The sequence below is a fragment of the Saccharopolyspora antiqui genome, from assembly GCF_052246905.1.
Classification (GTDB): Bacteria; Actinomycetota; Actinomycetes; order Mycobacteriales; family Pseudonocardiaceae; genus Saccharopolyspora.
Map to the genome: position 1 here is coordinate 153,615 of NZ_JBQQBO010000002.1, position 23,862 is coordinate 177,476.

Annotated in this window: 23 protein-coding genes and 3 tRNA genes; 23 read left to right on the forward strand and 3 right to left on the reverse strand. The window is 68.9% G+C overall.

Annotated elements, in window-relative coordinates; translation table 11 throughout:
- Positions 1 to 14: 14 nt before the first annotated feature.
- The 5 genes from ACTWQN_RS05185 (at position 15) to ACTWQN_RS05205 (ending at position 1,931) form a co-directional block, all read left to right on the forward strand.
- Positions 15 to 87 (forward strand) — tRNA-Thr (locus tag ACTWQN_RS05185).
- Positions 88 to 192: 105 nt separating this feature from the next.
- Positions 193 to 268: transfer RNA gene (locus tag ACTWQN_RS05190), tRNA-Met, on the forward strand.
- Between the two features lie 66 nt (positions 269 to 334).
- The gene (gene rpmG / locus ACTWQN_RS05195) at positions 335 to 499 is read left to right on the forward strand and encodes a 50S ribosomal protein L33 (protein ID WP_179718271.1); all 165 of its coding nucleotides are present in this window, start codon (positions 335 to 337) and stop codon (positions 497 to 499) included.
- Positions 500 to 851: 352 nt separating this feature from the next.
- Positions 852 to 1,316 carry a MaoC family dehydratase N-terminal domain-containing protein gene (locus ACTWQN_RS05200; RefSeq protein WP_443202166.1) on the forward strand — a complete coding sequence of 155 codons (465 nt, stop codon included), beginning with the start codon at positions 852 to 854 and terminating at the stop codon, positions 1,314 to 1,316.
- Between the two features lie 144 nt (positions 1,317 to 1,460).
- Positions 1,461 to 1,931, forward strand: coding sequence for a MaoC family dehydratase (locus ACTWQN_RS05205; protein WP_443202167.1), 471 nt, complete (start codon positions 1,461 to 1,463; stop codon positions 1,929 to 1,931).
- A 248-nt stretch (positions 1,932 to 2,179) separates the two neighbouring features.
- On the opposite strand, the gene ACTWQN_RS05210 is transcribed toward ACTWQN_RS05205, so the two are convergent.
- Positions 2,180 to 3,409 (reverse strand): pyridoxal phosphate-dependent aminotransferase, encoded by a 1,230-nt coding sequence (locus ACTWQN_RS05210; RefSeq protein WP_443202168.1) that lies wholly within the window; start codon positions 3,407 to 3,409, stop codon positions 2,180 to 2,182.
- A 208-nt stretch (positions 3,410 to 3,617) separates the two neighbouring features.
- On the opposite strand from ACTWQN_RS05210, the gene ACTWQN_RS05215 reads away from it, so the two are divergent.
- From ACTWQN_RS05215 to rplA, 5 genes are all read left to right on the forward strand, one after another.
- A tRNA-Trp gene (locus ACTWQN_RS05215) sits at positions 3,618 to 3,690 on the forward strand.
- A 30-nt stretch (positions 3,691 to 3,720) separates the two neighbouring features.
- The gene (gene secE, locus ACTWQN_RS05220; protein ID WP_443202169.1) at positions 3,721 to 4,128 is read left to right on the forward strand and encodes a preprotein translocase subunit SecE; all 408 of its coding nucleotides are present in this window, start codon (positions 3,721 to 3,723) and stop codon (positions 4,126 to 4,128) included.
- 82 nt (positions 4,129 to 4,210) lie between these two features.
- On the forward strand, positions 4,211 to 5,029 hold the full coding sequence (nusG, locus tag ACTWQN_RS05225; RefSeq protein WP_443202170.1) for a transcription termination/antitermination protein NusG: 819 nt from the start codon (positions 4,211 to 4,213) through the stop codon (positions 5,027 to 5,029).
- A 155-nt stretch (positions 5,030 to 5,184) separates the two neighbouring features.
- Positions 5,185 to 5,619, forward strand: a complete 435-nt coding sequence (rplK, locus tag ACTWQN_RS05230; RefSeq protein ID WP_010315507.1) for a 50S ribosomal protein L11 — start codon at positions 5,185 to 5,187, stop codon at positions 5,617 to 5,619.
- Positions 5,620 to 5,711: 92 nt separating this feature from the next.
- The gene (gene rplA, locus ACTWQN_RS05235) at positions 5,712 to 6,422 is read left to right on the forward strand and encodes a 50S ribosomal protein L1 (protein WP_443202171.1); all 711 of its coding nucleotides are present in this window, start codon (positions 5,712 to 5,714) and stop codon (positions 6,420 to 6,422) included.
- A 110-nt stretch (positions 6,423 to 6,532) separates the two neighbouring features.
- On the opposite strand, the gene ACTWQN_RS05240 is transcribed toward rplA, so the two are convergent.
- A complete protein-coding gene (locus ACTWQN_RS05240) occupies positions 6,533 to 7,381 on the reverse strand; it encodes a hypothetical protein (RefSeq protein ID WP_443202172.1) in 849 nt (282 codons plus the stop codon).
- Positions 7,382 to 7,741: 360 nt separating this feature from the next.
- Here ACTWQN_RS05240 and rplJ point away from each other — a divergent pair, with 360 nt between their 5' ends.
- The 13 genes from rplJ to ACTWQN_RS05305 all read left to right on the forward strand — a co-directional run bounded on the left by rplJ (position 7,742) and on the right by ACTWQN_RS05305 (position 20,383).
- Positions 7,742 to 8,269, forward strand: coding sequence for a 50S ribosomal protein L10 (gene rplJ / locus ACTWQN_RS05245; RefSeq protein WP_443202173.1), 528 nt, complete (start codon positions 7,742 to 7,744; stop codon positions 8,267 to 8,269).
- An 86-nt stretch (positions 8,270 to 8,355) separates the two neighbouring features.
- The gene (gene rplL / locus ACTWQN_RS05250; RefSeq protein WP_443202174.1) at positions 8,356 to 8,739 is read left to right on the forward strand and encodes a 50S ribosomal protein L7/L12; all 384 of its coding nucleotides are present in this window, start codon (positions 8,356 to 8,358) and stop codon (positions 8,737 to 8,739) included.
- 355 nt (positions 8,740 to 9,094) lie between these two features.
- Positions 9,095 to 10,288 (forward strand): ABC transporter ATP-binding protein, encoded by a 1,194-nt coding sequence (locus ACTWQN_RS05255; RefSeq protein WP_443202175.1) that lies wholly within the window; start codon positions 9,095 to 9,097, stop codon positions 10,286 to 10,288.
- Complete coding sequence (locus tag ACTWQN_RS05260; RefSeq protein ID WP_443202176.1) at positions 10,285 to 11,076, forward strand: MlaE family ABC transporter permease; 792 nt, start codon at positions 10,285 to 10,287, stop codon at positions 11,074 to 11,076. The genes ACTWQN_RS05255 and ACTWQN_RS05260 overlap by 4 nt, the downstream gene beginning before the upstream one ends.
- Before the next feature lies 1 nt (position 11,077).
- Positions 11,078 to 11,917 carry an MlaE family ABC transporter permease gene (locus ACTWQN_RS05265; RefSeq protein WP_443202177.1) on the forward strand — a complete coding sequence of 280 codons (840 nt, stop codon included), beginning with the start codon at positions 11,078 to 11,080 and terminating at the stop codon, positions 11,915 to 11,917.
- Positions 11,918 to 12,024: 107 nt separating this feature from the next.
- Positions 12,025 to 13,392, forward strand: a complete 1,368-nt coding sequence (locus ACTWQN_RS05270; RefSeq protein ID WP_443202178.1) for an MCE family protein — start codon at positions 12,025 to 12,027, stop codon at positions 13,390 to 13,392.
- A complete protein-coding gene (locus tag ACTWQN_RS05275; RefSeq protein ID WP_443202179.1) occupies positions 13,389 to 14,414 on the forward strand; it encodes an MCE family protein in 1,026 nt (341 codons plus the stop codon). The genes ACTWQN_RS05270 and ACTWQN_RS05275 overlap by 4 nt, the downstream gene beginning before the upstream one ends.
- Complete coding sequence (locus tag ACTWQN_RS05280) at positions 14,411 to 15,391, forward strand: MCE family protein (RefSeq protein ID WP_443202180.1); 981 nt, start codon at positions 14,411 to 14,413, stop codon at positions 15,389 to 15,391. Before ACTWQN_RS05275 ends, ACTWQN_RS05280 begins: the two co-directional genes overlap by 4 nt.
- Positions 15,388 to 16,578: an MCE family protein gene (locus ACTWQN_RS05285; RefSeq protein ID WP_443202181.1), complete on the forward strand. Its 1,191-nt coding sequence runs from the start codon at positions 15,388 to 15,390 to the stop codon at positions 16,576 to 16,578. Before ACTWQN_RS05280 ends, ACTWQN_RS05285 begins: the two co-directional genes overlap by 4 nt.
- Positions 16,578 to 17,780, forward strand: a complete 1,203-nt coding sequence (locus tag ACTWQN_RS05290) for an MCE family protein (RefSeq protein WP_443202182.1) — start codon at positions 16,578 to 16,580, stop codon at positions 17,778 to 17,780. The genes ACTWQN_RS05285 and ACTWQN_RS05290 overlap by 1 nt, the downstream gene beginning before the upstream one ends.
- Complete coding sequence (locus tag ACTWQN_RS05295; RefSeq protein WP_443202183.1) at positions 17,780 to 18,883, forward strand: MlaD family protein; 1,104 nt, start codon at positions 17,780 to 17,782, stop codon at positions 18,881 to 18,883. The genes ACTWQN_RS05290 and ACTWQN_RS05295 overlap by 1 nt, the downstream gene beginning before the upstream one ends.
- A 17-nt stretch (positions 18,884 to 18,900) precedes the next feature.
- Positions 18,901 to 19,419 (forward strand): Rv1363c family protein, encoded by a 519-nt coding sequence (locus ACTWQN_RS05300; RefSeq protein ID WP_443202184.1) that lies wholly within the window; start codon positions 18,901 to 18,903, stop codon positions 19,417 to 19,419.
- A gap of 37 nt (positions 19,420 to 19,456) precedes the next feature.
- Positions 19,457 to 20,383, forward strand: a complete 927-nt coding sequence (locus ACTWQN_RS05305) for a hypothetical protein (protein WP_443202185.1) — start codon at positions 19,457 to 19,459, stop codon at positions 20,381 to 20,383.
- A 43-nt stretch (positions 20,384 to 20,426) separates the two neighbouring features.
- On the opposite strand, the gene ACTWQN_RS05310 is transcribed toward ACTWQN_RS05305, so the two are convergent.
- Positions 20,427 to 23,555, reverse strand: a complete 3,129-nt coding sequence (locus tag ACTWQN_RS05310) for a CHAT domain-containing protein (RefSeq protein ID WP_443202186.1) — start codon at positions 23,553 to 23,555, stop codon at positions 20,427 to 20,429.
- Positions 23,556 to 23,862 lie beyond the last annotated feature (307 nt).

Genomic DNA, 23,862 nt, shown 5'->3' on the forward strand with positions numbered 1-23,862 from the left:
CTCCGCAAGGGCACGCCCCAATAGCTCAGTCGGCAGAGCGTCTCCATGGTAAGGAGAAGGTCTACGGTTCGATTCCGTATTGGGGCTCGAAAGGCAGCCGCGGTGCTCGGTAAACTGGGTGCTGTGGCTGTTCTGCGTGGGACGTCCTGCGTCTGCTGAGACGCCCGGTGCGTGCGCCGAAGGTCCCAGCATGGCGGTGTAGCTCAGTCGGTAGAGCAAGCGGCTCATAATCGCTGTGTCGCCGGTTCAAGTCCGGCCACCGCTACCAGTCACGGGTTCGCGCGGATCTCAAGCGAACCGTTCCGAGGCAAGACCGAGACAGAAAGGCACCCCCGTGGCCGCCACAGACGTCCGACCCAAGATCACGCTGGCGTGCGAGGAGTGCAAGCACCGCAACTACATCACCAACAAGAACCGGCGCAACAACCCGGACCGGTTGGAGATGAAGAAGTTCTGCCCGAACTGCGGTACGCACAAGCTGCACAAGGAAACCCGCTGACCAAGCGGCCTGACCCTGCTCGCGTTTCGCCGGGTCTCGGTCAGAGTGTCAGCTTGGGGCCGAGCCCCCAAACCCCCACGGTGGGGTAGCCGAGTTTCGTTGGCGCCTTCCGTGGGCGGCCTTCTCGGTCTGATCAATCCAGCCTTGCAGCCCGTCCCCGATCTTGGGAGGCGGGCTGAAGTGCGTTCGCGTCAACGCAGGGGTGGCCTCAGCAGCCCGGACATGCATGATGTCGGGGATCCCGGAGTCTAGGAGGCCTCTGAGGTTCCGCTGCCCGCACCGCCACGCAAACCAACCCGCGCACCCGCTAACTTGGTGAAGGGTGCCTCTCCTGGTCCGGTAGCCTGCTGGCGTGCCGCTTGACCAGTCATTCATCGGACGTGAGTACCCGCCCACCGCGCCGTACGAAGTCGGTCGGGAGAAGATCCGCGAGTTCGCCGCGGCGATCAAGGACGACTCGCCGCTGTACCGCGACCCGGAGGCCGCCAAGGCCGCGGGCTACCCGGAGGTCATCGCGCCGCCGACCTTCGCGGTGATCCTGTCCATGGCCGCGCACGATGCGATCGTCGACGACCCGCAGCTGGGCCTGGACTACAGCCGCGTGGTGCACGGCCAGCAGGAGTTCACCCACCACCGGCCGATCCGGGCCGGTGATCGGCTCGTCGCCGTGGCGCACGTGGATGACATCAAAGCCCGCGCGGGCAACGACTTCCTGACGGTGCGGGCGGAGATCGGCACCGTCGAGGGCGAACCGGTGTGCACCGCCAAAGCGATGCTGGTCGCCCGCGGCACAGCGGACGCCACGGAGGCGTCATGAGCGATAATTGCGTCAGCTTCGCTCGTGAGAGCCGACCGGGTGCGGGTGTCCCGCAAAGCACAGTGGCGTCATGAGCGATAATTGCGTCAGTTTCGCTCGTGAGAGCCGACCGGGTGCGGGTGTCCCGCAAAGCACGGAGGCGTCATGAGTGACGAGGGCCGACCGGTTCCGCAGGGTCGAGGAGGACGCGTGGCGGTGCGGATGTCCGAAGTCGCCGTCGGCGATCAGCTGCCGGGGCTGAGCGTTCCACTCACCCGCGCTGACCTGGTCCGCTATGCGGGCGCGTCCGGCGACTTCAACCCGATCCACTGGAACCAGCGGTTCGCCACCGAGGTCGGGCTGCCCGACGTGATCGCGCACGGCATGCTCACCATGGCCGTCGCCGGTCGGCTGGTCAGCGAGTGGACCGGCGACCCGGGGGCGATCCTGCACTACGGCGTGCGGTTCACCCGGCCCGTCGTGGTGCCCGACGACGACACCGGCGCGCTGGTCGAGGTGTCCGGCAAGGTCGCGGCGAAGAACGAAGATGGCACCGTCAAGGTCAACATCACGACCCGCAGCGCCGATCAAGGCGTCCTCGGCGGCGCCACCGCCACCGTCCGCCTCCCCGACTGACCTCCGAAGCACGAGCACAACCACTGCTCCCGACCGGCAGGTTCCTATTCGGGTGAGAGGTGAAGGGCACCTTTCGCCAACTTACTTGGTAAAAGGTGCCCTTCACCTCGACCTCATCGGGTGAACCCGTGGTGGGTTTGGGGTTTTGGGCGGGAGCGTCGGTGGGTGGTTGGGGCAGTCGTCGGATCAGGAGATAGTGCAGCGGCCCGCCTCCGTGGGGGACGGGCCGCTGGTGGTGCGTGCGTGGGCTACTTGGCTTCGCCGAGCAGGTCCGCCATCCGGGTCACGCCGGTGACCAGGTCTTCGTCGCCCAGGGCGTAGGAGAGCCGGAAGTAACCCGGGGTGCCGAAGGCCTCGCCCGGCACCACCGCCACCTCGGCTTGCTCCAGGATCAGCGCGGCCAGCTCAACGCTGGTCTGCGGGCGGACGCCGCGGATCTCCTTGCCCAGCAGTTCCTTCACCGACGGGTAGGCGTAGAACGCGCCCTGCGGCTCGGGGCAGCTGACACCGGGGATCGCCGAGAGCAGCTCGACGATCTTGCGGCGGCGCCGGTCGAACGCCGAGCGCATCTCCGCGACCGCGTCCAGCGAGCCGCTGACGGCCTCCAGCGCAGCCCGCTGCGCGACGTTGGCGACGTTGGAGGACAGGTGCGACTGCAGGTTCGCGGCGGCCTTGATGACATCCGACGGGCCGATCATCCAGCCCACCCGCCAGCCGGTCATCGCGTAGGTCTTGGCGACCCCGTTGAGCACCACGCAGGTGTCGGCGAGCTCCGGCACCACGACGGGCATCGACACGTGCCGGGCGTCGCCGTAGACCAGGTGCTCGTAGATCTCGTCGGTGATCACCCAGATGCCGTGCTCGACGGCCCACCGGCCGATCGCTTCGACCTGCTCGGGCGGGTAGATGGCGCCGGTCGGGTTGGACGGCGAGTTGAACAGCAGCACCTTGGTGCGCGGGGTCCGCGCGGCCTCCAGCTGCTCGACGGAGACCAGGTAGCCGGTCGACTCGTCGGCGGGCACCACCACCGGAACACCACCCGGCAGGGTGATGGCCTCGGGATAGGTGGTCCAGTACGGGGCGGGCAGCAGGACCTCGTCGCCCGGATCGATCAGCGTCTGGAACGCCTGGTAGACGGCCTGCTTGCCACCGTTGGTCACCAGCACCTGGCTGGGCTGCACGGTGTAGCCGGAATCGCGCAGGGTCTTCGTCGCGATGGCCTCGCGCAGCTCGGGCAGACCGGCCGCGGGGCTGTAGCGGTGGTTCTTCGGGTCCGAGCAGGCGGCGATGGCGGCAGCCACGATCGGCTGGGGCGTCGGGAAGTCCGGCTCACCGGCGCCGAACCCGATCACCGGCCGCCCGGCGGCCTTGAGGGCCTTCGCCTTGGCATCCACGGCCAGCGTGGCGGACTCGCTGATCCCGCCGATCCGCGCGGACACCCGCGCCTTAGTCTGTTGGTCTGTCTGAGGTGCGGCCATGACTGCAATCCTGGCAGATGCGGGGTGTCCCCCGACACGCTCCCCACCAGCGGTGGAGTTGTTCACGGCCGGACACGGGGGGTGCCGTTGGAGCAAGGTCGTCGACGTGCCGTACACTTTCGAACCTGGGATGCCCGAACACCCTGGAACTTTGTTCCCGGGCCGGTACCGGGCGTCCCCGAATGCGGTCGAGATCCAGGACCGCCAAAGGGGTGTAGCTCAATTGGCAGAGCAGCGGTCTCCAAAACCGCAGGTTGCAGGTTCAAGTCCTGTCGCCCCTGCGTCGATGCGACGGTGAGCGGAGGATGGGCGTGAGCGAGGACCGCGAGCAGGGGCAGGACGGAGCGCGCGACGACGCGAACCGTCCGTCCAGCGCCGCGGCGCGGCGCGAGCGCCGGGCCTCCCGTCCGACCGGCCGCAAGGGCCGGTCCGGCGAGTCGGGTTCTTCGGGATCCGGCTCGGCGCGCACAACTGAGTCGAAGGGTCGGCCGACCCCATCGCGGGACGGTCGGCAGGGTCGGGTTTCGCTGTTCCGGAAGATCGGACGCTTCCTGCGCGAGGTCGTCGCCGAACTGCGCAAGGTCATCTGGCCGACGCGCAAGGCACTGGCGACCTACACCCTCGTGGTGCTGGTGTTCGTCAGCGTCATGGTGGCGTTCGTGGCCGGTGTGGACGTGCTCTTCGCCAGGGGCGTGGGGTGGTTGTTCGGCTCCGGCTGAACAACTTCGGGCCCGCGCTAGGTGGTGCCGGCGGCGGAACGACGACCCGGCACGCAACGCACGAGAGGAAGCGAGACCGACTGTGACCTCCCACGAGGGTCAGGAATCCACCGGCCTCACCGACGAGCAGGTGCTGCCCGAGGCCGAGGCGACCGCGGACTCGGTCGACGTGGTCGATTCCGCGGACGGCGCCGACTCCGGCGAGGACACCGGTGCTGCCGAAGGGACCGAGGCGTCTGCCGAGGTCGACAGCGACGTCGAGACCGGCGAAGCCGATGAGACGGCCGCCGAGCCCGACCCGGTCGAGGAGCTCCGCGCCGCGCTGCGCCGCGCCCCCGGCGACTGGTACGTCGTGCACTCCTACGCGGGCTACGAGAACAAGGTCAAGACCAACCTCGAAACGCGGGCCCAGACGCTCGACGTCGAGGACTTCATCTTCCAGGTCGAGGTGCCGACCGAAGAGGTCACCGAGATCAAGAACGGCCAGCGCAAGCTGGTGCAGCGCAAGGTGCTGCCCGGCTACATCCTGGTGCGGATGGAACTCAACGACGCGTCCTGGAGCGCGGTGCGCAACACGCCGGGTGTCACCGGCTTCGTCGGCGCCACCTCCAAGCCGTCGCCGCTGACCATCGACGAGGTGCTGAAGTTCCTGGCGCCGCAGGTCGAGGAGAAGAAGGCCGAGGCGGGCAAGAAGACCGCCGCGCAGGCCGCTGCCAAGCCTGCGGTGGAGGTCGACTTCGAGGTCGGCGAGTCCGTCACCGTGATGGACGGGCCGTTCGCGACCTTGCCTGCGACGATCAACGAGGTCAACCCGGACGCCCAGAAGCTCAAGGTGCTGGTGTCGATCTTCGGCCGCGAAACACCGGTTGAGCTGTCGTTCAACCAGGTTTCCAAGATCTGACCGTCCTCCCCGGTGCGGGAGCGCGGCGGCTGCGCGTGGATCTGGCAGGACCGCGCGCAGGAGCGGGCGATGCCACCGTTTCGTGGTCTCGCCAGATTCGGCTCCACCGCCAGGTGGGGCCGGGCAACCGGATAGCGAAGACACAGGAAGCAAACATGCCGCCCAAGAAGAAGAAGCTGGCAGCGATCATCAAGCTGCAGATCCAGGCGGGCCAGGCCAACCCGGCCCCGCCGGTCGGCCCGGCGCTCGGTCAGCACGGCGTCAACATCATGGAGTTCTGCAAGGCCTACAACGCCGCCACGGAGAACCAGCGTGGCAACGTCGTGCCGGTCGAGATCTCCGTGTTCGAAGACCGCTCCTTCAGCTTCGCGCTGAAGACCCCCCCGGCCGCCAAGCTGCTGCTCAAGGCGGCGGGCGTGGCGAAGGGCAGCGGTGAGCCGCACAAGACCAAGGTCGGCAAGGTCTCCATGGACCAGGTCCGCGAGATCGCGCAGACCAAGATGGCCGATCTCAACGCCAACGACATCGACCAGGCCGCCAAGATCATCGCGGGTACCGCGAGGTCGATGGGCCTGACGGTCGAGGGCTGAAACCTTCGCCGCAAGGCGCGAAGCAAGCAGCGTGGGAGGGCTCCAGCGCAGCCCGACCAACCACAACTGATCCACCTGCGATAGGGACAGAAATGGCAAAGCGCAGCAAGGCATACCAGCAGGCGGCCGAGCTGATCGACAAGACGCGGCTGTACGCCCCGTCGGAAGCCGCCGAACTGGCCAAGAAGACCTCCAAGGCCAAGATGGACGCCACCGTCGAAGTGGCACTGCGGTTGGGCGTCGACCCCCGCAAGGCAGACCAGATGGTCCGCGGCACCGTGAACCTGCCGCACGGCACTGGTAAGACTGCCCGCGTCATCGTGTTCGCCGTCGGCGACAAGGCCGCTGAGGCCGAGGCCGCCGGGGCGGACGCGGTTGGTTCCGAGGACCTGATCGAGCGCATTCAGGGCGGCTGGCTCGATTTCGACGCGGCGATCGCCACCCCGGACCAGATGGCCAAGGTCGGCAAGATCGCGCGGGTGCTCGGCCCGCGCGGCCTGATGCCGAACCCGAAGACCGGCACCGTCACCCCGAACGTCACCAAGGCGGTCGCGGACATCAAGGGCGGTAAGATCAACTTCCGGGTCGACAAGCAGGCCAACCTGCACTTCATCATCGGCAAGGTGTCCTTCGACACCGAGAAGCTGGTGGAGAACTACGCGGCGGCGCTGGACGAGATCCTGCGTGCCAAGCCGTCGGCGTCGAAGGGCCGGTACCTGAAGAAGGTCACCTTCACCACGACGATGGGACCGGGCATCCCGGTGGACCCGGGCCTGACCCGCGGTCTGACGGCATCCGCCTGACGCACGCGAATTTCCGCCGAGAAAGGGCGGGCCGACCCCAGGGTCGCCCCGCCCTTTTCGCATGCCGAGCCCGCAATGCTCCGCCACGCAGAACGAGTTCCGCACAGGTATCAGCCGCAGCTGGGGGTTTGGAGCGCGTAGGCGCTGATCGTCCAGCCGCCGTCGGGCTGTCGGGTGAGTTTGAAGCTGCCGAGCGGAGGGCCGCCGGTGACTCGCATCCGGCAGCCGAGGACCTGGGCCTCCGGGCCGACTTCGGTCACCGCGTTCTGGTCGAAGTCGGGGTTCGCGTACGCGTTGGGGTCGGTGATCTGGTCGTGCACGCGCCGCGCCGCGGTGGCGCAATCCGGGGCTTGGTAGGCGGCGGCGAACCCGGATTTGCCCGCCGCGTCGAACAGGTCGCACGCCCGCTCCGGATCGGATCCGCGCAGCCAGTTGTAGACGCCGCGCACCGCTTGCTGCGGATTCGTCGACTTCACCGGTACCGAGTCGGGTGGGACGCCGCCGGTGCCGGTGCCCCCGCTGCCCGAGCCGCCGCTGCCGCCGAAGTAGTAGTCGATGGTGTAGTTGAGCAGCAGGAGCGCGAGCAGCAGGTAGATCAGCCGTCGGACCAGTTTGAAGCGCAGCAGGCCGACGGCCCGTTTCCACCAGGGCTTCTTCGGGGATGCGGCGGGGGGTGCCGCCGGTGGCGGTGCCACCACATCGCCGCCCTGGGCCTGCTGCCACTCCTGGAACTGCTGGAATTTCAGGAACTGCTGGTACTGGCGGAATTCCTCGTCGTCGCTGGGCTGCTGCGGGCGAGTCGCCGACGATGCGTCGACCACCTCGCCGCCCACGACCTCGGCATCGACGATCTCCGCCGGTCTGGTGGTCTCGGGCAGGTTCGCGCCGGGTTGCGGTCGGGGCGACTCGTTCTGATCAGCCACGCCCCACATGATGCCCGCCAGTGCCAGCTGGGTCACCACCGGTGATCCCGGCATTTTGGGCTGCCGCCGAACTCGTTCCGCGTGGCGGTGCGAGTGGGCAGCGGCAGGCGGGTCGGCCGTCCGCCGCTGCTCAAGTGGGGCGCCTGGGATGTGCTGCGGGATGTCGCGTATTCTGGTCGGAGTTCCACCCAAGACCGCTGGTCTTCTCCGTGCTCCGTGTGGGGTGGGGAGAACTAAGGTCCCGTGAGATGCGGGCGGCCCGCGCAGGAGGGACGAGGCTGCCCGTGCGCCCCGCGCGCTCGTGATCTTGACGCCCCGTGCTTGCTGCGCCGGGGCGTTTTGTCGTCTCAGGACCGACTGGATGCGGATCACAGTCGGAAATAGAGAGGAGGCGACATGGCGAAGCCCGACAAGGTTGATGCGGTCAACGAGATCGCCGGGCGATTCACCGATTCGACCGCTGCGCTCGTGACCGAGTACCGCGGGCTGTCCATGGCGCAGCTGTCTGAGCTGCGCCGCGCCCTCGGTGCGGGCACGACCTACCGTGTCGCGAAGAACACGCTGGTCAAGCGTGCTGCCGAGCAGTCGGGCGTCGAGGGACTCGACGACCTGTTCGTCGGCCCGACCGCGATCGCCTTCATCGAGGGCGAGCCGGTCGACGCGGCCAAGGCGCTGCGTGAGTTCGCCAAGGACAACAACGCCCTGGTGATCAAGGGCGGTTACATGGACGGCCGCGCGCTGTCCGTGTCCGAGGTCGAGAGCATCGCCGAGCTGGACTCCCGCGAGGTCACCCTCAGCAAGTTGGCCGGGGCCATGAAGGCCAAGCTGAGCCAGGCCGCCGCGCTGTTCGCCGCGCCGGCGACCCAGGTTGCCCGGTTGGCCGTCGCCCTGCAGGAGAAGAAGGGCGGCGACGCCGACGCCTGAGTCCTGAGTGGACTCGGTTGTCGATCGCAGAAACTCCCCACCCGGACACCGCCGGTGCCGGGCACTGAACGGAAAGGAACGCCGTCGTGGCGAAGCTGAGCAACGAAGAGCTGTTGGACGTCTTCAAGGAGATGACCCTCCTGGAGCTGTCGGAGTTCGTGAAGCAGTTCGAGGACACCTTCGACGTCACCGCCGCCGCCCCGGCCGCGGTCATGGCCGGCCCGGCCGTGGGCGCGGCTCCGGTCGTCGAGGAGCAGGACGAGTTCGACGTCATCCTCGAAGGCGCCGGTGAGAAGAAGATCCAGGTCATCAAGGTCGTTCGCGAGCTCGTCTCGGGTCTGGGCCTGAAGGAGGCCAAGGAGCTGGTCGAGGGCGCCCCGAAGCCGGTCCTGGAGAAGGTCGACAAGGAGAAGGCCAACGAGGCCAAGGCCAAGCTGGAGGAGTCCGGCGCTTCCGTCTCCCTGAAGTGAGCCTGCGGGGCATGCGGGTCTCCTCGCGCAGTTGATCTGAATGATCGATCTGCGCGGGCCGGAAAGCGCACCGCTTATCCGCGGTTCGCCACCCGCTCCGCTGCCCTGACTCACGGTGAAAAGGCGGGCACTCGCAGTCGCGGGTGTCCGCTTTTTGCTTTGCGGAAAAACTGAATCGCTTTTACCGGACAAATCTTGTTGATCTGCGAATCCGAGTGAACTGACGAGTAACCCGTCCGCGTCGGGCTCGTTGCACAGGTGTGACGCTGCTGGCCTTCGTTGTGCGCGCCACGTGTGTCAGGCTGCCTTTCCGGGGCGACCCGGTCGGGTGAAATCGAGGAACGCGGAGGTTCGGATGGGCGTCGAGGTGGTTGTCGACGGACTGTCGAAGTCCTTCGGCGCGCAGACCATCTGGCGGGACGTCACGCTGACACTTCCTCCCGGCGAGATCAGCGTGCTGCTGGGGCCCTCCGGCACCGGGAAGTCGGTGTTCCTGAAGTCGCTGGTCGGCCTGCTGAAGCCGGAGCAGGGCAAGGTGATCATCAACGGGGTGGACATCTGCACCTGTTCGGAACAAAAGCTCTACGAGATCCGCAAGCTCTTCGGCGTGCTGTTCCAGGACGGTGCGCTGTTCGGTTCGATGAACCTGTTCGACAACATCGCGTTTCCGCTTCGCGAGCACACCCGCAAGAGCGAGTCCCAGATCCGGGATGTGGTGCTGGAGAAGATGGAGATGGTCGGGCTCATCGGCGCGGAGGAGAAGCTGCCCGGCGAGATTTCCGGTGGTATGCGCAAACGCGCTGGGTTGGCCCGCGCGTTGGTGCTGGATCCGGAGATCATTTTGTTCGATGAGCCGGATTCCGGTCTCGACCCGGTGCGCACCGCATTGCTGAACCAGTTGATCGTCGATCTCAATGCGCAGATCGACGCGACTTTCTTGATCGTCACGCACGACATCAACACCGCGCGGACGGTGCCGGACAACATCGGCATGCTCTTCAGCCGCAACCTGGTGATGTTCGGGCCGCGCGAGGTGCTGCTGACCTCGACCGAGCCGGTGGTGGAGCAGTTCCTCAACGGGCGCCCCGAGGGCCCGATCGGGATGAGCGAGGAGAAGGACGCCGTGCAGGCCGCGGCCGAGCTGGCGCAACTGCGGGACGCCGATCTCGGCCTGCCGCAGCTCATGCCGCAGCTGGAGGTCTCGCCCGGGCTGCCGGTCCGAACCGCGGTGCGCCGCCGCAAGGATCGGGTGCTGCGGCAGCTGCGCACGCTGGACCCGGCCGCGCAGCAGGAGATCCTGAAGACGCTGACCCCGGACGAGCTGGCGCTCTACGGCTTCGCCGCACCGGCGACCGGATCGTGGCCGCAGCGAGCCGATCCGGTGCCCGCGCCGCCGAGCCGAGCCGCGAACGTTGCGCAGCAGGCGCGCCCATCGCCACGGCCTCGGCAGCCGGAACGGGCTCCGGAGCAGTGGGCTGGCGGGCCCGAGCCGCAGCCGGCCGATGAGCCGCGGCGCGGCTGGTTCGGTCGCAAGCGGGGTGAGCGGTGAGCGCTCCTTCCCATGCGCGGTTTCCGGGTGCGGGCGGGCTGCGCGAGACCGGTCGGCTGTTCGCCCTGGCGCTGGACGTGGTCCGGGCGATGCCCAGCCGACCGTTCCAGATCCGCGAGTTCATCCAGCAGTGCTGGTTCATCGCCAGCGTGACGATCCTGCCGACCGCGCTGGTGTCGATCCCCTTCGGCGCGGTGATCGCGCTCCAACTGGGCTCGCTGACCAGACAGATCGGCGCGCAGTCGTTCACCGGCGCGGCCAGCGTGCTGGCGATCATCCAGCAGGCCAGCCCGATCGTCACGGCGCTGCTGATCGCCGGAGCCGGTGGCTCGGCGATCTGCGCGGACCTGGGCTCCCGCAAGATCCGCGACGAGATCGACGCGATGGAGGTGCTGGGCGTTTCGCCGATCCAGCGGCTGGTGGTGCCCCGGGTGCTGGCCGCGATGCTGGTGGCGCTGCTGCTCAACGGCATGGTCAGCGTGGTCGGCGTGCTGGGCGGCTACACCTTCAACGTGATCATGCAGGGCGGCACGCCCGGCGCGTACATGGCGAGCTTCAACGCGTTGGCGCAGCTGCCGGACATCTGGATCAGCGAGCTGAAGGCGGTGATCTTCGGCTTCCTGGCCGGGGTGGTGGCGGCTTACCGGGGGTTGCACCCGCCGCCGGGACCGAAGGGCGTCGGGGACGCCGTGAACCAGTCGGTGGTGATCACCTTCCTGCTGCTGTTCGCGGTGAACTTCATCCTCACCACGCTCTACCTGCAGCTCGTGCCACCAAAGGGAATGTGACATGGCGACGATCTCGCAGCGCGCCAGGCGCGCGGCCCGGCGGCCGCTGGAACTGTTGGACGACCTGGGCGACCAGATGTCGTTCTACCTGCGGTCGCTGGCGTGGATTCCGCGGGCGATCACCCGCTACGCCAAGGAGACGCTGCGGTTGCTGGCCGAGGTGAGCTTCGGCAGCGGTGCGCTGGCGGTGATCGGCGGCACGGTCGGCGTGATGATCGGCCTGACCCTGTTCACCGGCACCGTCGTCGGGTTGCAGGGCTTCGCGGCGCTGGACCAGATCGGGACCTCGGCATTCGCCGGGTTCGTCTCGGCGTACTTCAACACCCGCGAGATCGCGCCGCTGGTGGCCGCGTTGGCGCTGTCGGCGACCGTCGGTTCGGGTTTCACCGCCCAGTTGGGTGCGATGCGGATCTCCGACGAGATCGACGCGCTGGAAGTGATGGGCGTGCCCAGCCTGCCGTACCTGGTGACCACCCGGGTGATCGCCGGGTTCATCGCGGTCATCCCGCTGTACGTGCTGGGGTTGCTGACGTCCTACATCGCGGCCCGTGCCGTGACGATCTACATCTACGGCCAGTCCGCGGGCACCTACGACCACTACTTCAACCTGTTCCTGCCGCCCGAGGACGTGTTGTGGTCCTTCGGGAAGGTGCTGGTCTTCAGCGTGGTGGTGATCATGACGCACTGCTACTACGGCTACCGCGCCACCGGCGGCCCGGCCGGGGTCGGCGTCGCGGTGGGCCGCGCGGTGCGGACCGCGATCGTGACGACCGCGCTGCTCGACTTCTTCCTCAGCCTCGCGATCTGGGGCACCACGACGACGGTTCGGATCACCGGATGAGCGCCCTGGGCAGAACACCGCGGAGGCGTCATGAGCGATAATTGCGTCAGCTTTGCTCATGAAAGCCGACCGGGTGCGGGTGTCCCGCAGAACACTGCGGAGGCGTCATGAGCGATAATCCTCAGCGCTCGCTCATGAAAGCCGACCGGGTGCGGGTGTCCCGCAGAACACTGCGGCGCCGTGTGCTCGGCATCGCGTTTCTGCTGTGCATCTCGCTTTTCATCAGCCTGACCGTGGCGATCTACGAGAAGGCCTTCGCCTCCAGCGTGGACGTGGTGCTGAAGGCGGCGTCGACCGGCAACCAGCTGCTGCCCGAGTCGGACGTCAAGGTGCGCGGCATGGTCGTCGGCCGGGTGGTGAGCGTCAAGTCCACAGGGGACGGTGCGGAGCTGCGGCTGGCGCTGGACCCCGAGCAGGCCGAGCAGCTGCCGTCGAACGTGTCGGCGCGGCTGCTGCCGCGCACCCTGTTCGGCGAGCGGTACGTGTCGCTGGAGGTGCCGGAGCACGCCGCTGCCACCCCGCTGGCCTCCGGTGACGTGATCGAGCAGGACCGCACCCGCGCGGGCATCGAGCTGGAACAGGTGCTGGCCGACACGATGCCGGTGCTGCAGGCGGTGCACCCGGACGACCTGGCGGTGACGCTGAACGCGCTGGACCAGGCCTTGGCGGGGCGCGGCAAGCCGCTCGGTGAGACGTTGTCGCAGCTGAACACCTACCTGGACGGGCTCAACCCGTCGGTCCCCGACCTGCGGAAGAACCTGCAGGAGCTGGTCGGCGTCGCGCAGACCTACGAGCAGGCCGCCCCGGATGTGCTGGAGGCGTTGGACAACTTCAGCACCACGGCCCGCACCCTGGTCGCGCAGCGGGCGAACCTGACCGCCCTGACCGGGCAGCTGACCAGCACCTCCGGCGATCTGACCACGTTCCTGCGGGACAACCGGAGCAACATCATCCAGCTCGGCGAGTCGCAGCGACCCACGCTGGACGTGCTGGCCAAGTACGCGCCCGAGTACCCGTGCTTCCTGCAGGAGATGGCGGAGTTCGTGCCGCGGATCCGGCAGGCCTTCGGCGCGGGGTCGGCCGAGCCGGGGCTGCACATCACCCTGAAGGTCGTCGCGCACCGGGGCAAGTACATCCCGAACCAGGACGAACCGGAGTTCGCCGACAAGCGCGGGCCGCGCTGCTACAACCTCACGCCGCAACCGGACCCGGTGCCGGAGTACCCGCCGGACGGGCCGTTCAAGGACGGCTCGGTGCCGCCGCCCGCGTCGCGACCGGCCGACGGCGGCCTGAACCCACCGGCGCCCGCCAGCACCTCGCCGCAGTCGGCGGCGTGGGTGAACTCCCCGGCGGAGCGGGATCTGGTGGCGATGCTGCTGGCGCCCGCGCTGGGGCGGGATCCCGGTGACGTGCCGGACTGGAGTTCGCTGCTGGTCGGGCCCGTGTTGCGCGGAGCGGAGGTGAGCTACCGGTGAACGGTCGCAGCATCGTCGCGCCGCTGGTGAAGTTCTTGACCTTCGTGCTGGTCACCGTGCTGGCCACCGGGTTGCTGGTGCTCACCATCGCCAACCAGGACCTGCGTTCCGCGGAGTCCTACACCGCCCGGTTCACCGATGTCACCAACGTCAACGAGGGCGACGACGTGCGGATCTCCGGGGTGAAGGTCGGCGAGGTGGAGAGCATCGAGCTGGTCGACCGGCGGTTCGCGGAGGTGCGGTTCAACGTCGCGGACCGGCGGCTGCCGAGCTCGGTGACCGCCGCGATCAAGTACCGGAACCTGGTCGGCCAGCGCTACATCGCGCTGGAGCAGGGCGCGGACGACACGGGCGGTTTCCTACCCGTTGGCGGCACCATCCCGCTGGAGCGCACCAAACCGGCGCTGGACCTGACCGTGCTGCTGGGCGGGTTCAAGCCGCTGTTCCAGGCGCTTTCGCCGGAGGACGTCAACAAGCTGTCCTACGAGATCATCCAGGTGTTGCAGGGCGAGGGCGGCACGGTGGAGAGCCTGCTGGCCCACACCGCCTCGCTGACCTCCACGATCGCCTCCCGGGACCAGGTGATCGGGCAGGTCATCGACAACCTCAACGGCGTGCTGGACACCGTGAACGCCCGCGACCAGCAGCTGTCCGAACTGATCGGCCAGCTGCAGCAGGTGGTGTCCGGGTTGTCCGCCGACCGCGAGGCGATCGGCGACGCGGTGACCGCGATGGACGGGCTGACCAACAGCACCGCCGGACTGCTGCTGGATGCGCGGCCGGGGTTGCAGCAGGACATCGTCGGCCTCGGCCAGCTCTCGCAGAACTTCAACGACAGCGAGGCGATCACCGAGCAGGTGCTGCGCAACATGCCCGGCAAGATCGAGACGATCGCGCGGACCGCCAGTCATGGTTCCTGGTTCAACTTCTACCTGTGCAAGGCGACCGGCACGGTAGGCGTCGGCGACGTGAACCTGCCGCTGCCGCTGGTGCCCGTGAACCAGCCGAGGTGCCAGCGATGAAAGCATTCTCCCAGCGCGACCCGCTCAAGATCGGCATCGCCGGTCTGCTGGTCCTGGTGCTGATCTTCCTGCTCGCGCTGAACTTCGAGCGCCTGCCGCTGATCGGCGGCACCACCTACACCGCGCAGTTCACCGAGGCCGCCGGGCTGCGGGCGGACAACGAGGTGCGCATCGCCGGGGTGAAGGTCGGCACCGTCTCCGATGTCGAGCTCGAAGGCGGCCACGTGCTGGTCAGCTTCCGGGTCGGTGACGCGTGGCTCGGCGACCACACCACCGCCGCGATCCGGATCAAGACGCTGCTCGGCCAGAAGTACCTGGCGCTGGATCCGCAGGGCAGCAAGGAGCTCTCGCCGTCCGAGCCGATCCCGCTGCAACGCACCATGTCGCCCTACGACGTCATCCAGGCGTTCAGCGACCTGTCGTCCACAGTGGACCAGGTCGACACCGGGCAGCTCGCGCAGAGCTTCCGCACCCTCTCCGACACCTTCGCCGACACACCCGGCGAGGTCAGCGGTGCCCTCGACGGGTTGTCCCGGCTGTCGGAGACGATCTCCTCGCGGGACGAGCAATTGGAACAGCTGCTGAACAACACCGCCCAGGTGTCGCAGACGGTGGCCGACCGCAACGCCGACTTCGAGAAGCTGCTCTCCGACGGCAACCTGCTGTTGCAGGAGATCCGGGCGCGGCGGGACTCGATCAGCGGACTGCTCGACGGCACCCGCGAGTTGTCCACGCAGCTCAGCGGTCTGGTCGACGACAACGCCAAGGACATCGGCCCGACCCTGCAACAGCTGGACCAGGTCACCAAGATGTTGCAGCGCAACCAGGACAACTTGAACCGCAGCCTGGAGATGTTCGCGCCGTTCACCCGGCTGTTCTCGAACGTGCTGGGCAACGGCCGCTGGTTCGACACCTACATCTGCGGTCTGCTGCCGCCTGCCGTCGGTCCGGTCAACCAGAAGGGCTGCCAGCCATGACCAGTGCGCGCCCCTCGCTCACCAGGGCACTGTCGATCGCGGCAGTCGTCCTGCTCGCCGCGACAGTCGGGGTGTGGTGGCTGTTCTTCGGCGCCGCCGAGCGGAAGGTCACCGCGTACTTCTCCGCCGCCGTGGGCATCTACCCCGGTGGTGACGTGCGGATCCTCGGGGTGCCGGTGGGCACCGTCGACGAGGTCGTCCCGCAGGGCCAGCTGGTGCGGGTCGTGATGAGCGTGGACCGCGATGTGGACGTGCCCGCCGACGCGGGCGCGGTGGCCGTCGCGCCGAGCGTGGTCAGCGACCGGTACGTGCAGCTCACCCCGGTCTACCGGGGCGGACCGAAGATGGCCGACGGTGCGGTGATCCCGAAGGAGCGCACCGCGACGCCGGTCGAGCTGGACCAGATCTACCGCAGCCTCAACGACCTCACCACGGCGTTGGGGCCGAACGGGGCGAACGCCGAAGGTGCGCTGACCGACCTGCTCAACACCGGGGCGGCGAACCTGGGCGGCAACGGGCAGGCCCTGTCGGAGACCATCCGCAACCTCGGCGAGGCCGGGACCACGTTGTCCGGCAACAGCGATCAGCTCTTCAGCACCGTCGACAACCTGCAGAAGTTCACCTCGATGCTGGCCGCCAACGACGACCAGGTGCGCCAGTTCAACACGCAGATGCAGCAGGTCAGTTCGTTCCTGGCCGGTGAGCGGCAGGACATGAGCGCCGCGATGGCGGAGTTGGCCGTCGCGCTGGGCAAGGTCGAGTCGTTCGTGCGGGACAACCGGGAGCTGCTGAAGTCCAATGTGGACCAGCTGAACGCGGTGGCGAACGTGCTGGTGCAGCAGAAGGCGGCGCTCAGCGAGTCGCTGAACAACGCGCCGCTGGCGTTGAGCAACCTCAACAACGCCTACAACGGTGCCTCCGGCACGCTGGACACCCGCGCGAACATCAACGAGCTCAACCAGCCGCCGCTGGTCTCGGTGTGCAAGCTGCTGCAGCAGCACAGCACGGCGCAGGTGCCGAAGGAGATCAGCGACGCGTGCGCGTCGTTGCAGCCGATCCTCGACGGTGTGGTCAAGCTGCCGACCCCGGCGGAGACCCTGAACGCCCTGCAGAACGGGCAGCTCCCGCCGCTGCCGCTCCCGCTGTCCAACACGGGCAGCACCCAATCCGCCGGAGGTGCCCGGTGATGCCGCGACGTGGACTGCCTGTCGCCCAGGGGACCGCGCGTCCCGGAACTTGGCGGGTCGTGGGGGTTGTCGTGCTGGCGCTGGCGCTGGTCGGTGGGTGCAGTTCTCGCGGGGTTTACGACATGCCGCTGCCCGGCGGGGCGGACCTCGGTGCTCACCCGTACCAGGTCGAGGTGCGGTTCGCCGATGTGCTCGACCTGGTGCCCAACGCCGGGGTCCGGGTCAACGACGTGCCGGTCGGTCGGGTGTCGACCATCGAGCTCGCGCCCGATTCGTGGCAGGCCGAGGTGACCGTGCAGGTCAACGGTGATGTGAAGCTCCCGGCCAACGCGACCGCCCGGCTGCGGCAGTCCAGCCTGCTCGGCGAGAAGTACGTGGAGCTCGCCGGTCCGCCCGAGTCGCAGCCCGCGGTCGGCCGACTTGCCGACGGTGCCGTCATCGGCATCGAGCGCACCAGCCGCAACCCCGAGGTGGAGGAGGTGCTCGGCGCGCTGTCCCTGCTGCTCAACGGCGGCGGCGTCGCCCAGCTGCACGACATCACCAAGGAGCTCAACGCCGCGTTGGAAGGCCGCGAATCGGACGTCCGCAGCCTGCTGTCCAATGTAGATGAACTGGTCGCCGGGCTGGACGCCCAGCGCGACGACATCACCCGCGCGCTGGACAGCATCAACCGGCTCAGCGCCCGGTTGAACGAACAGCGCGGCAGCATCGACACCGCGCTGCGCGACCTGGAGCCCGGTCTGCGGGTGCTGGGCGAGCAGCGCACCCAGCTGGTCACCATGTTGCAGTCGCTCGATGAGCTCTCCGGCGTCGCCACCGATGTGGTCAACCAGTCCCACGACGACCTGGTGCACGACCTCAACCAGCTCGCCCCGGCGCTGCACCAGCTGGCCGCGGCCGGAGACAGCCTGCCGAAGTCGCTGGAGGTGCTGGTCACCTTCCCGTTCCCGGACAACGCCGTGGACGGCATCGGCAACAGCGACTACACCAACCTCTACGCCAACGTGGACCTCGACCTCTCCCACCTGCTGGAGAACCTGGGCCGCAGCCGCCAGCCCCTGCTGCCGCTGCCGAGCCTGCCGAACTCGATCCCGCTGCCGTTGACGCCGCCGGAGCAGACCGCGCAACCAGCGAAACCACCAGCCGAACCGGGCGAGAAATCCGGCGGTCTGCTGGGCTCGCTGCTGGGAGGTTCCCGCTGATGCTGACCCGTCGAGTTCGCGTGCAGATCGTCGCGTTCATCGCGATCGCCCTGTTGGGCGTCAGCTACGCCGGAGCCCGATACGCGGGCCTGGACCGGCTGTTCGGCCCGCGCGGCTACGTGGTGACCCTGCAACTGGCCGACACCGGCGGCGTCTTCGACAACGCCGAGGTCACCTATCGCGGCGTACCGGTCGGCCGGGTCGGCACCATGCGGCTGACCGGCAACGGCGTGGAAGTGCCGCTGGACATCGAATCCAGCGCGCCGCAGATCCCAGGCGACGTGCAGGCCGTGGTGGCCAACCGTTCCGCGGTCGGTGAGCAGTACGTCGACCTGCGGCCGAACCGCGACGACGGCCCGTTCCTGCGGGACGGCTCGGTGATCACGCAGCGGTCCGCCACCACGCCGTTGCCGGTGCAGGACCTGATGATGAACCTGGACTCGTTCGCCAACTCGGTGCCGCAGGACTCGCTGCGCACCGTGGTCAGCGAGCTGGGCACCGCGTTCCGCGACAACGGCGGCCACCTGCAGACCATCCTGGACACCAGCCGCGAGTTCATCGCCGCAGCTCAGCAACACCTGCCGCAAACGGTGCAGCTGCTCGAAGACGGCAAGACCGTGCTGGCCACCCAGAACGATCAGGGCTCGGCGATCAAGTCCTTCAGCCAAGACCTGCGGCTGCTCTCCGAGTCGCTGGAGAGCTCCGATGGCGATCTGCGGACCGTGATCGAGCGCGCCCCGCCCGCCGCGCAGCAGGTCAGCGCATTCCTGCAGGAGAACACGCAGCTCGGCCCGCTGCTGGCGAACCTGACGACCACGTCGCGGATCCTGGCGACCCGCACCGACGGGTTGGAGCAGATCATGACGCTGTACCCGGCCGTCGTCACCGCGAGCAACACCGTGGTGCCCGGCGACGGCTCGGCGCACTTCGGGCTGGTGCTCGACGTGTTCGACCCGCTGCCCTGCACCAAGGGCTACGAGCAGACCGAGCACCGCGACGGCGCCGACCTCAGCCAGGTGCCGCTGAACACCAACGCGCACTGCGCGGAGCCCCCGGGCAGCGACACCTCGGTGCGCGGCGCGCAGAATGCACCCGGGCAGTAGGAGAGGAGACGCCAGACATGTCCCCTGAAGCCGCCAAGCGGCGTCGTCCTCCCATCGTGGCCCTGGTGCTGTGCGCGGTGAGCCTGGTGGCGAGCCTGTTCTTCGGGATCTCCTGGGCGCTGGTCGCAGGCGATTCGCTGATCGACCGCGGCGAGGCGCGGGACGCGGCGCTGCGCGACGGGCAGAGCGCGATCATCAACTTCAACACCCTGGACTACCGGGACGTGGATCGCGGCCTGCAACGCTGGGAGGACAACTCGACCGGCCCGCTGCGCGACGAGGTCCGGCAGGGTCGGCAGAACTACGCGACCCAGATCGGCCAGGCCAAGAGCACCACCACCGCCCGGATCCTGGACGCCGGGATCGTCGAACTCGACGAACACGCGGGCAAGGCCGAGATGATCGCGGTGGTGCAGGTCACGGTCACCATCGACGGACAGCAACCGGCCAACAAGCAGGACCGCTACCAGGCCGAACTCACGCGCGAAGGCGACAAGTGGAAGCTCAGCGGCCTCGGCACCGTGCCGGTCGGCTGACCCGCGAGACTCGCGAGCAATTCGAGGAGTGCAGCCAGTGCCAAGCAACCGCCGCCCCGGCCCGAACCGCCAAGTCCCACTCCGCCGCCCGAAGGTGGCGGGCCTGCGCAACCGCACCTCCTCCGGCGGCGAGCCCCAGCCGGAGGAGACGCCGGAGCTCGCCCCTGAGGAGCGCGCCGACGCGTCCCGCGACGTAGCGCCGAAGGCCCCTGTGGCGGAGCCGGAACGGGTGGCACCCGAGGTGGTGTCGGCTGCGCCCGCTGCGTCTGCCGACGTTGACGCCGATCGGGCCGGTACTGCTGATGCGGAGCCTGCTGAGGTGGGTGCCGAGCCGGAGTCCGCTGCGGCGCCGGGCTATGCGGCCGGTGGCGCAGCCGCGCAACCGAGCACCGAAGCCGCGGCGGCGTTCGGTCCGGCGGTGCCCGCGGCGTTCGTCGACCCGAAGTCCAGCGGCGGCGGGGCGCTGCGCGGCGTCGCCTGGGGGTTGTGGATCGCCACCGTCGTGTTCGCCGCGTTGGCTGTCTGGTTCGGCATCGAGTGGTACGCCGACCGCTACACCGGGTCCGCGGCCAACGAGGCGTTGGTATCGGCCGGGGCGACCAGCGAGGTCAACGGCCAGATCACCGATGCGGTGGAGAAGCTGTTCTCCTACGACTTCAACGACACGGCCAAGACCGAGACCGCCGCGCGGGACCTGCTCATCGGTCCCGCCGTGCAGCGGTACAACGAGCTGTTCGCGGTGGTCAAGCAGCAGGCCCCGGTGCAGCAGCTGATCGTCACCACGACGGTGAAGAACAGCGCGGTGACGCGGTTGCAGGGCGACCGCGCGGAACTGCTGCTGTTCGTCGACCAGCACGCGATGCGCGCCAACACCGGGGAAAGCAACACCGGCCCGGCCCAGATCTCGATCAGCGCCGAAAAGCACGGCGACCAGTGGAAGATCAGCCAGATCACCCTGCGCTGACCCTAGGCGAACAGGACTGCCGTCCCGGGCGCTGGTGGGCGCGTCACGGTCCGATGTGGACGTGGGCGGACCAGAAGCAGTGTTCTGCCGGGTACTGGGCGCGGAGTTGGCGGCTGGCGTTGTGCAGGGCGTAAGCCGCGTGATCGGTGTCGTACTCCGCGCCGCCGAACACCGCGTCGTAGACGTCGGCGTGCACCTGCACGGCGCTTTCCGCGTCGACCTCCCACAGGGTGCCGATGACGTGCGTGAACCCCGCGAAGCCGAGCGCACCGGGTAACGACACCGCTGCCGCGCACGGTGCGTCGGCGGCCGTCGCGCACTGGCCCAGGTAGCCGAACTCCGCTTCGTCCAGCGAAACCTGGCCCAGCTCGACCAGTCCCAACGGCCGCTGCGGGGACTCCCGGTCCAGCAGCAGGCCCGCCGCTGGCTGCGCCGGGAACTGCGAGCTCGGCTCGCACACGTGCAGCCACGGGTGCTGCGGCAACATCCGCAACACCTCCACCGCGCTGCTGCTCTCCAACGACACGATCTCCGCCGACGGCCAGTACTGCGCCAGGACCTGGTTCTGCGGCGGCAGTTCCCGCGCGACCGCTTCCGCCGAACCGGCCGCCACCAGCGCCGTGCCGCTGTCCGGGACCGGTCGCTGCGCCGCGCGGAGCAGACATCCCAGCGTCGGCGTGTACGACGACACGACACGATCCAATGTGGACTCACCGGTCTTCGCGGTCGCCGCGTGCACCGGCAGGAAGGCCAGCGCGCCGAGGGCGCTCCACCACATCCGCGGCCACCGGGCACCGGGTTCCGGCGTGCTCACGTAGCCCATCCGATCCAGGACCGGGCGCGCGATGCGGTGCCAGGTCCAGTCGAGGGCGTCGGCCAACGCATCGTGGTCGTCCTGCTGGGCGGCGATCAGCATCTCGGCGGCCTGCTCGGCAGCGGTTTCCGGCGCGACATCGGACAGCGGCACGGTCAGCGCCCGGCCCGCGATGACGATCAGCGCGTCCGACCGGTAGCGGCTGAGGTTCACCAGCACCACCGAGCCGTCGCGCGCCGCTGCTGCCAGGTCGGCGAAAGGCCTGACCAGCAGGTGGTTCGGCTGCACCGCACGAACTTCGGCGAGCAGCTCGTCCCAGGCCCGGGCCAGCCGCACCCGATCGTCGGGCTCGGCCAGCGCCGGTTCTTCCACCGGACGATCGAGCAGTCGGCGCAGCCGGACCATCTCGTCGGCGAGGTCCGGATGGGTGCGGTGCAGTTCGCCGAGCTCGCCACCGGTGGGCAGGAAATCCGCCAGGATCGCCGTCCGCCCGTACTCCAGCAGCTCCACGGCCCGCGCCGGCTCGCCATTTTCCAGCGCGCACGCCGCCGCGTCCGCCGCGATCAACGCCCAGCGCTGCTGCACGACCGGCGAGGCGACCACCCGCTTGCCGCGGGTGACCAGCGGCAGCAGCTCGACCGCCAGGCCGAACGATTCCGCCGCCTCCGACCACCGGTGCGCCTGCGCGGCGATCCGGCCGGCCAGGCCAGCCGCCCGAAGTCGCTGGTCGGCGGGTGCGTTGGGCTGCTGCGCGGCCTCGGCGAGCACCTTGCGCGCCCAGCGGAAGTACCGGCGGCGTCCGTTGCGCTGGTACAGGGTTTGCAGGGCGCGACCGAGGTGGATCGCCACGCTCGCGCGGCTGGGCGCCTCCGACGGCATCGCGATGAGTGCCTGGTCGAACAGCTCGATGGCCGCTTCGATGTCCCCGGTCCGCGCGGTCAACCGGAACCGGTGCGCCGAGACGATGCCGAGCTGGGTCCACGCGGTGTGCTCGGCGTCGGGCCCGTCGGCCTTCGCCGCTTCGCGCGCCAGCTCGGCCGCGCGGTCCAGGTCGGCGCTGTCACCGCTGTGCTCGAATCGGTTGATCAACGTGGTGATCAGCGAGTTCAACACCGCGCCGCGCTGCTGCGCGGCCGCCGCATCCGCCGCGGCCTGCCCGGCGGTGACCGCGGTGTCGAGCACCTTGGCCTCCGCGCCGTGCGAGAAATGCCTGCGCAGCAGGGTCGCGTAACCCACCAGGGCACTGGCGCGGTTCGGGTCGTCGGTGGACATCGCGCGCACCGCCGGGGCGATCGGCCGCAGCACGCGGCGCAACTGGCTCGCCTCGCCGGTGGCGTCCACGTGCTCGACGGTGGCCGCGGTGATGTTCCAGATCGCGGTGCCGAGCAGCGGATGCCCGCTGTCGAGCACCCCGAGCACTCCGATCAGTTCGCTGATCGCCGAGTTGAGGTCGGTCAGATCGCCGTTGCGCTGGAACCGCAGCCGCAGCGCACCCGCCAGGTGGCAGAACGCGGCGCGCCGGGGTTCGCCGTCGGCGAGCGCCGCGGCGCCGGACCCGAGGTGCTTGATGCCCTCGTCCAGATCGTCGACCGCGTCACCCCGTTCGTAGCGGCGCAGCAGTGCGGTACCGAGGTTGACCAGCAGTTCGGAGGTCGCCGCCTCGCCCGCCGGGGAGATCCGGGCGGCTTCGCGGAACACGTCGATCGACTCGGCGTCGGATTCCGGTGCTTCGGCCAGCCTGGCGTGCAGCTTCAGCGCGTTGGCCAGCCGGATCAGCGCCATCGCCCGCCGCTGGTCGCGGCGCGGGGTCTGCTCGACGGTTTCCCGCGCGACCTGCACGCCCTCCGCGGCCGTGGCGGCGCTGCCGGTCTTGGCCGCGAAGTCGGTGAGCGCCAGCGCGAGGTTGCACTGGTAGAGCATCCGATCGTGATCGCTGCGGTGCGCCGCCGAGGTCGCCGAGCGGTAGTAGGCGATCGCGTCTTCCAGATCGGCCAGCTCGCCGGAGCGCAGGTGGGTCAGTTGCGCGGCGCTGCCGAGGTTGTTGAGCACTGCCGCCCGCGCCGGGTGCGTCTCGGGCAGCACGCCCGCGGTGGCGCGGAAGACCTCGGTCACCCAGGGCAGTTCGTCGAAGTCGAGGGTCGTGACGATCTTGTTCATCGCCGCGATGGCGTCGGCGTAGCGCTGCTCGGCGCTGCGGCGGGGTTCGGGGGCCGTCGGTCCGGGGGTTTCCGACGGTGGTGCGGCGGCGTCAGATTCTGCGGAGAACCAACTGGAGCGGGAGTCGCCGCGGTCCTGTCCTCCAGTCCAACGTTGCAGCCCGCGGAATCGTTCACTCGCGCGGCTTGCATCGTCTGTCATCGGTCGTTACTCCTGTGGCGAGAGCTCACCCGGGGCACCAGCGTGGGGACGCGGTGGGTCGTATCACGCTACCGGCGCATGCGGTCGTCGAATAGCCCGCGTGTACTAGCTGAGATCGCCGCAGGTGGGCAACGCTGCCTACCTGCGGTGGCGATCGGTTGGGGCGTCGGGACGCAAAATACTCGTCCGTGCATAACAACGGTCGTTGTTAACACCATTGCTACCCGCGACCACATCCCGCGATGACCCAACAGCGCGTTTTGCTTTGCATTTCGAGTGGTGGCTGCCGAGCGCGCCGCTGTCGCGG

What these genes read in the sequence shown, in the direction of transcription:
- ACTWQN_RS05205 (WP_443202167.1), top strand. Translation starts at nt 1,461, where the DNA reads ATGAGTGACGAGGGCCGACCGGTTCCGCAGGGTCGAGGAGGACGCGTG.
- ACTWQN_RS05210 (WP_443202168.1), bottom strand. Translation starts at nt 3,409, where the DNA reads ATGGCCGCACCTCAGACAGACCAACAGACTAAGGCGCGGGTGTCCGCG.
- rplK (WP_010315507.1), top strand. Translation starts at nt 5,185, where the DNA reads ATGCCGCCCAAGAAGAAGAAGCTGGCAGCGATCATCAAGCTGCAGATC.
- rplA (WP_443202171.1), top strand. Translation starts at nt 5,712, where the DNA reads ATGGCAAAGCGCAGCAAGGCATACCAGCAGGCGGCCGAGCTGATCGAC.
- rplJ (WP_443202173.1), top strand. Translation starts at nt 7,742, where the DNA reads ATGGCGAAGCCCGACAAGGTTGATGCGGTCAACGAGATCGCCGGGCGA.
- ACTWQN_RS05255 (WP_443202175.1), top strand. Translation starts at nt 9,095, where the DNA reads ATGGGCGTCGAGGTGGTTGTCGACGGACTGTCGAAGTCCTTCGGCGCG.
- ACTWQN_RS05265 (WP_443202177.1), top strand. Translation starts at nt 11,078, where the DNA reads ATGGCGACGATCTCGCAGCGCGCCAGGCGCGCGGCCCGGCGGCCGCTG.
- ACTWQN_RS05270 (WP_443202178.1), top strand. Translation starts at nt 12,025, where the DNA reads ATGAGCGATAATCCTCAGCGCTCGCTCATGAAAGCCGACCGGGTGCGG.
- ACTWQN_RS05280 (WP_443202180.1), top strand. Translation starts at nt 14,411, where the DNA reads ATGAAAGCATTCTCCCAGCGCGACCCGCTCAAGATCGGCATCGCCGGT.
- ACTWQN_RS05285 (WP_443202181.1), top strand. Translation starts at nt 15,388, where the DNA reads ATGACCAGTGCGCGCCCCTCGCTCACCAGGGCACTGTCGATCGCGGCA.
- ACTWQN_RS05290 (WP_443202182.1), top strand. Translation starts at nt 16,578, where the DNA reads ATGCCGCGACGTGGACTGCCTGTCGCCCAGGGGACCGCGCGTCCCGGA.
- ACTWQN_RS05295 (WP_443202183.1), top strand. Translation starts at nt 17,780, where the DNA reads ATGCTGACCCGTCGAGTTCGCGTGCAGATCGTCGCGTTCATCGCGATC.
- ACTWQN_RS05300 (WP_443202184.1), top strand. Translation starts at nt 18,901, where the DNA reads ATGTCCCCTGAAGCCGCCAAGCGGCGTCGTCCTCCCATCGTGGCCCTG.
- ACTWQN_RS05310 (WP_443202186.1), bottom strand. Translation starts at nt 23,555, where the DNA reads ATGACAGACGATGCAAGCCGCGCGAGTGAACGATTCCGCGGGCTGCAA.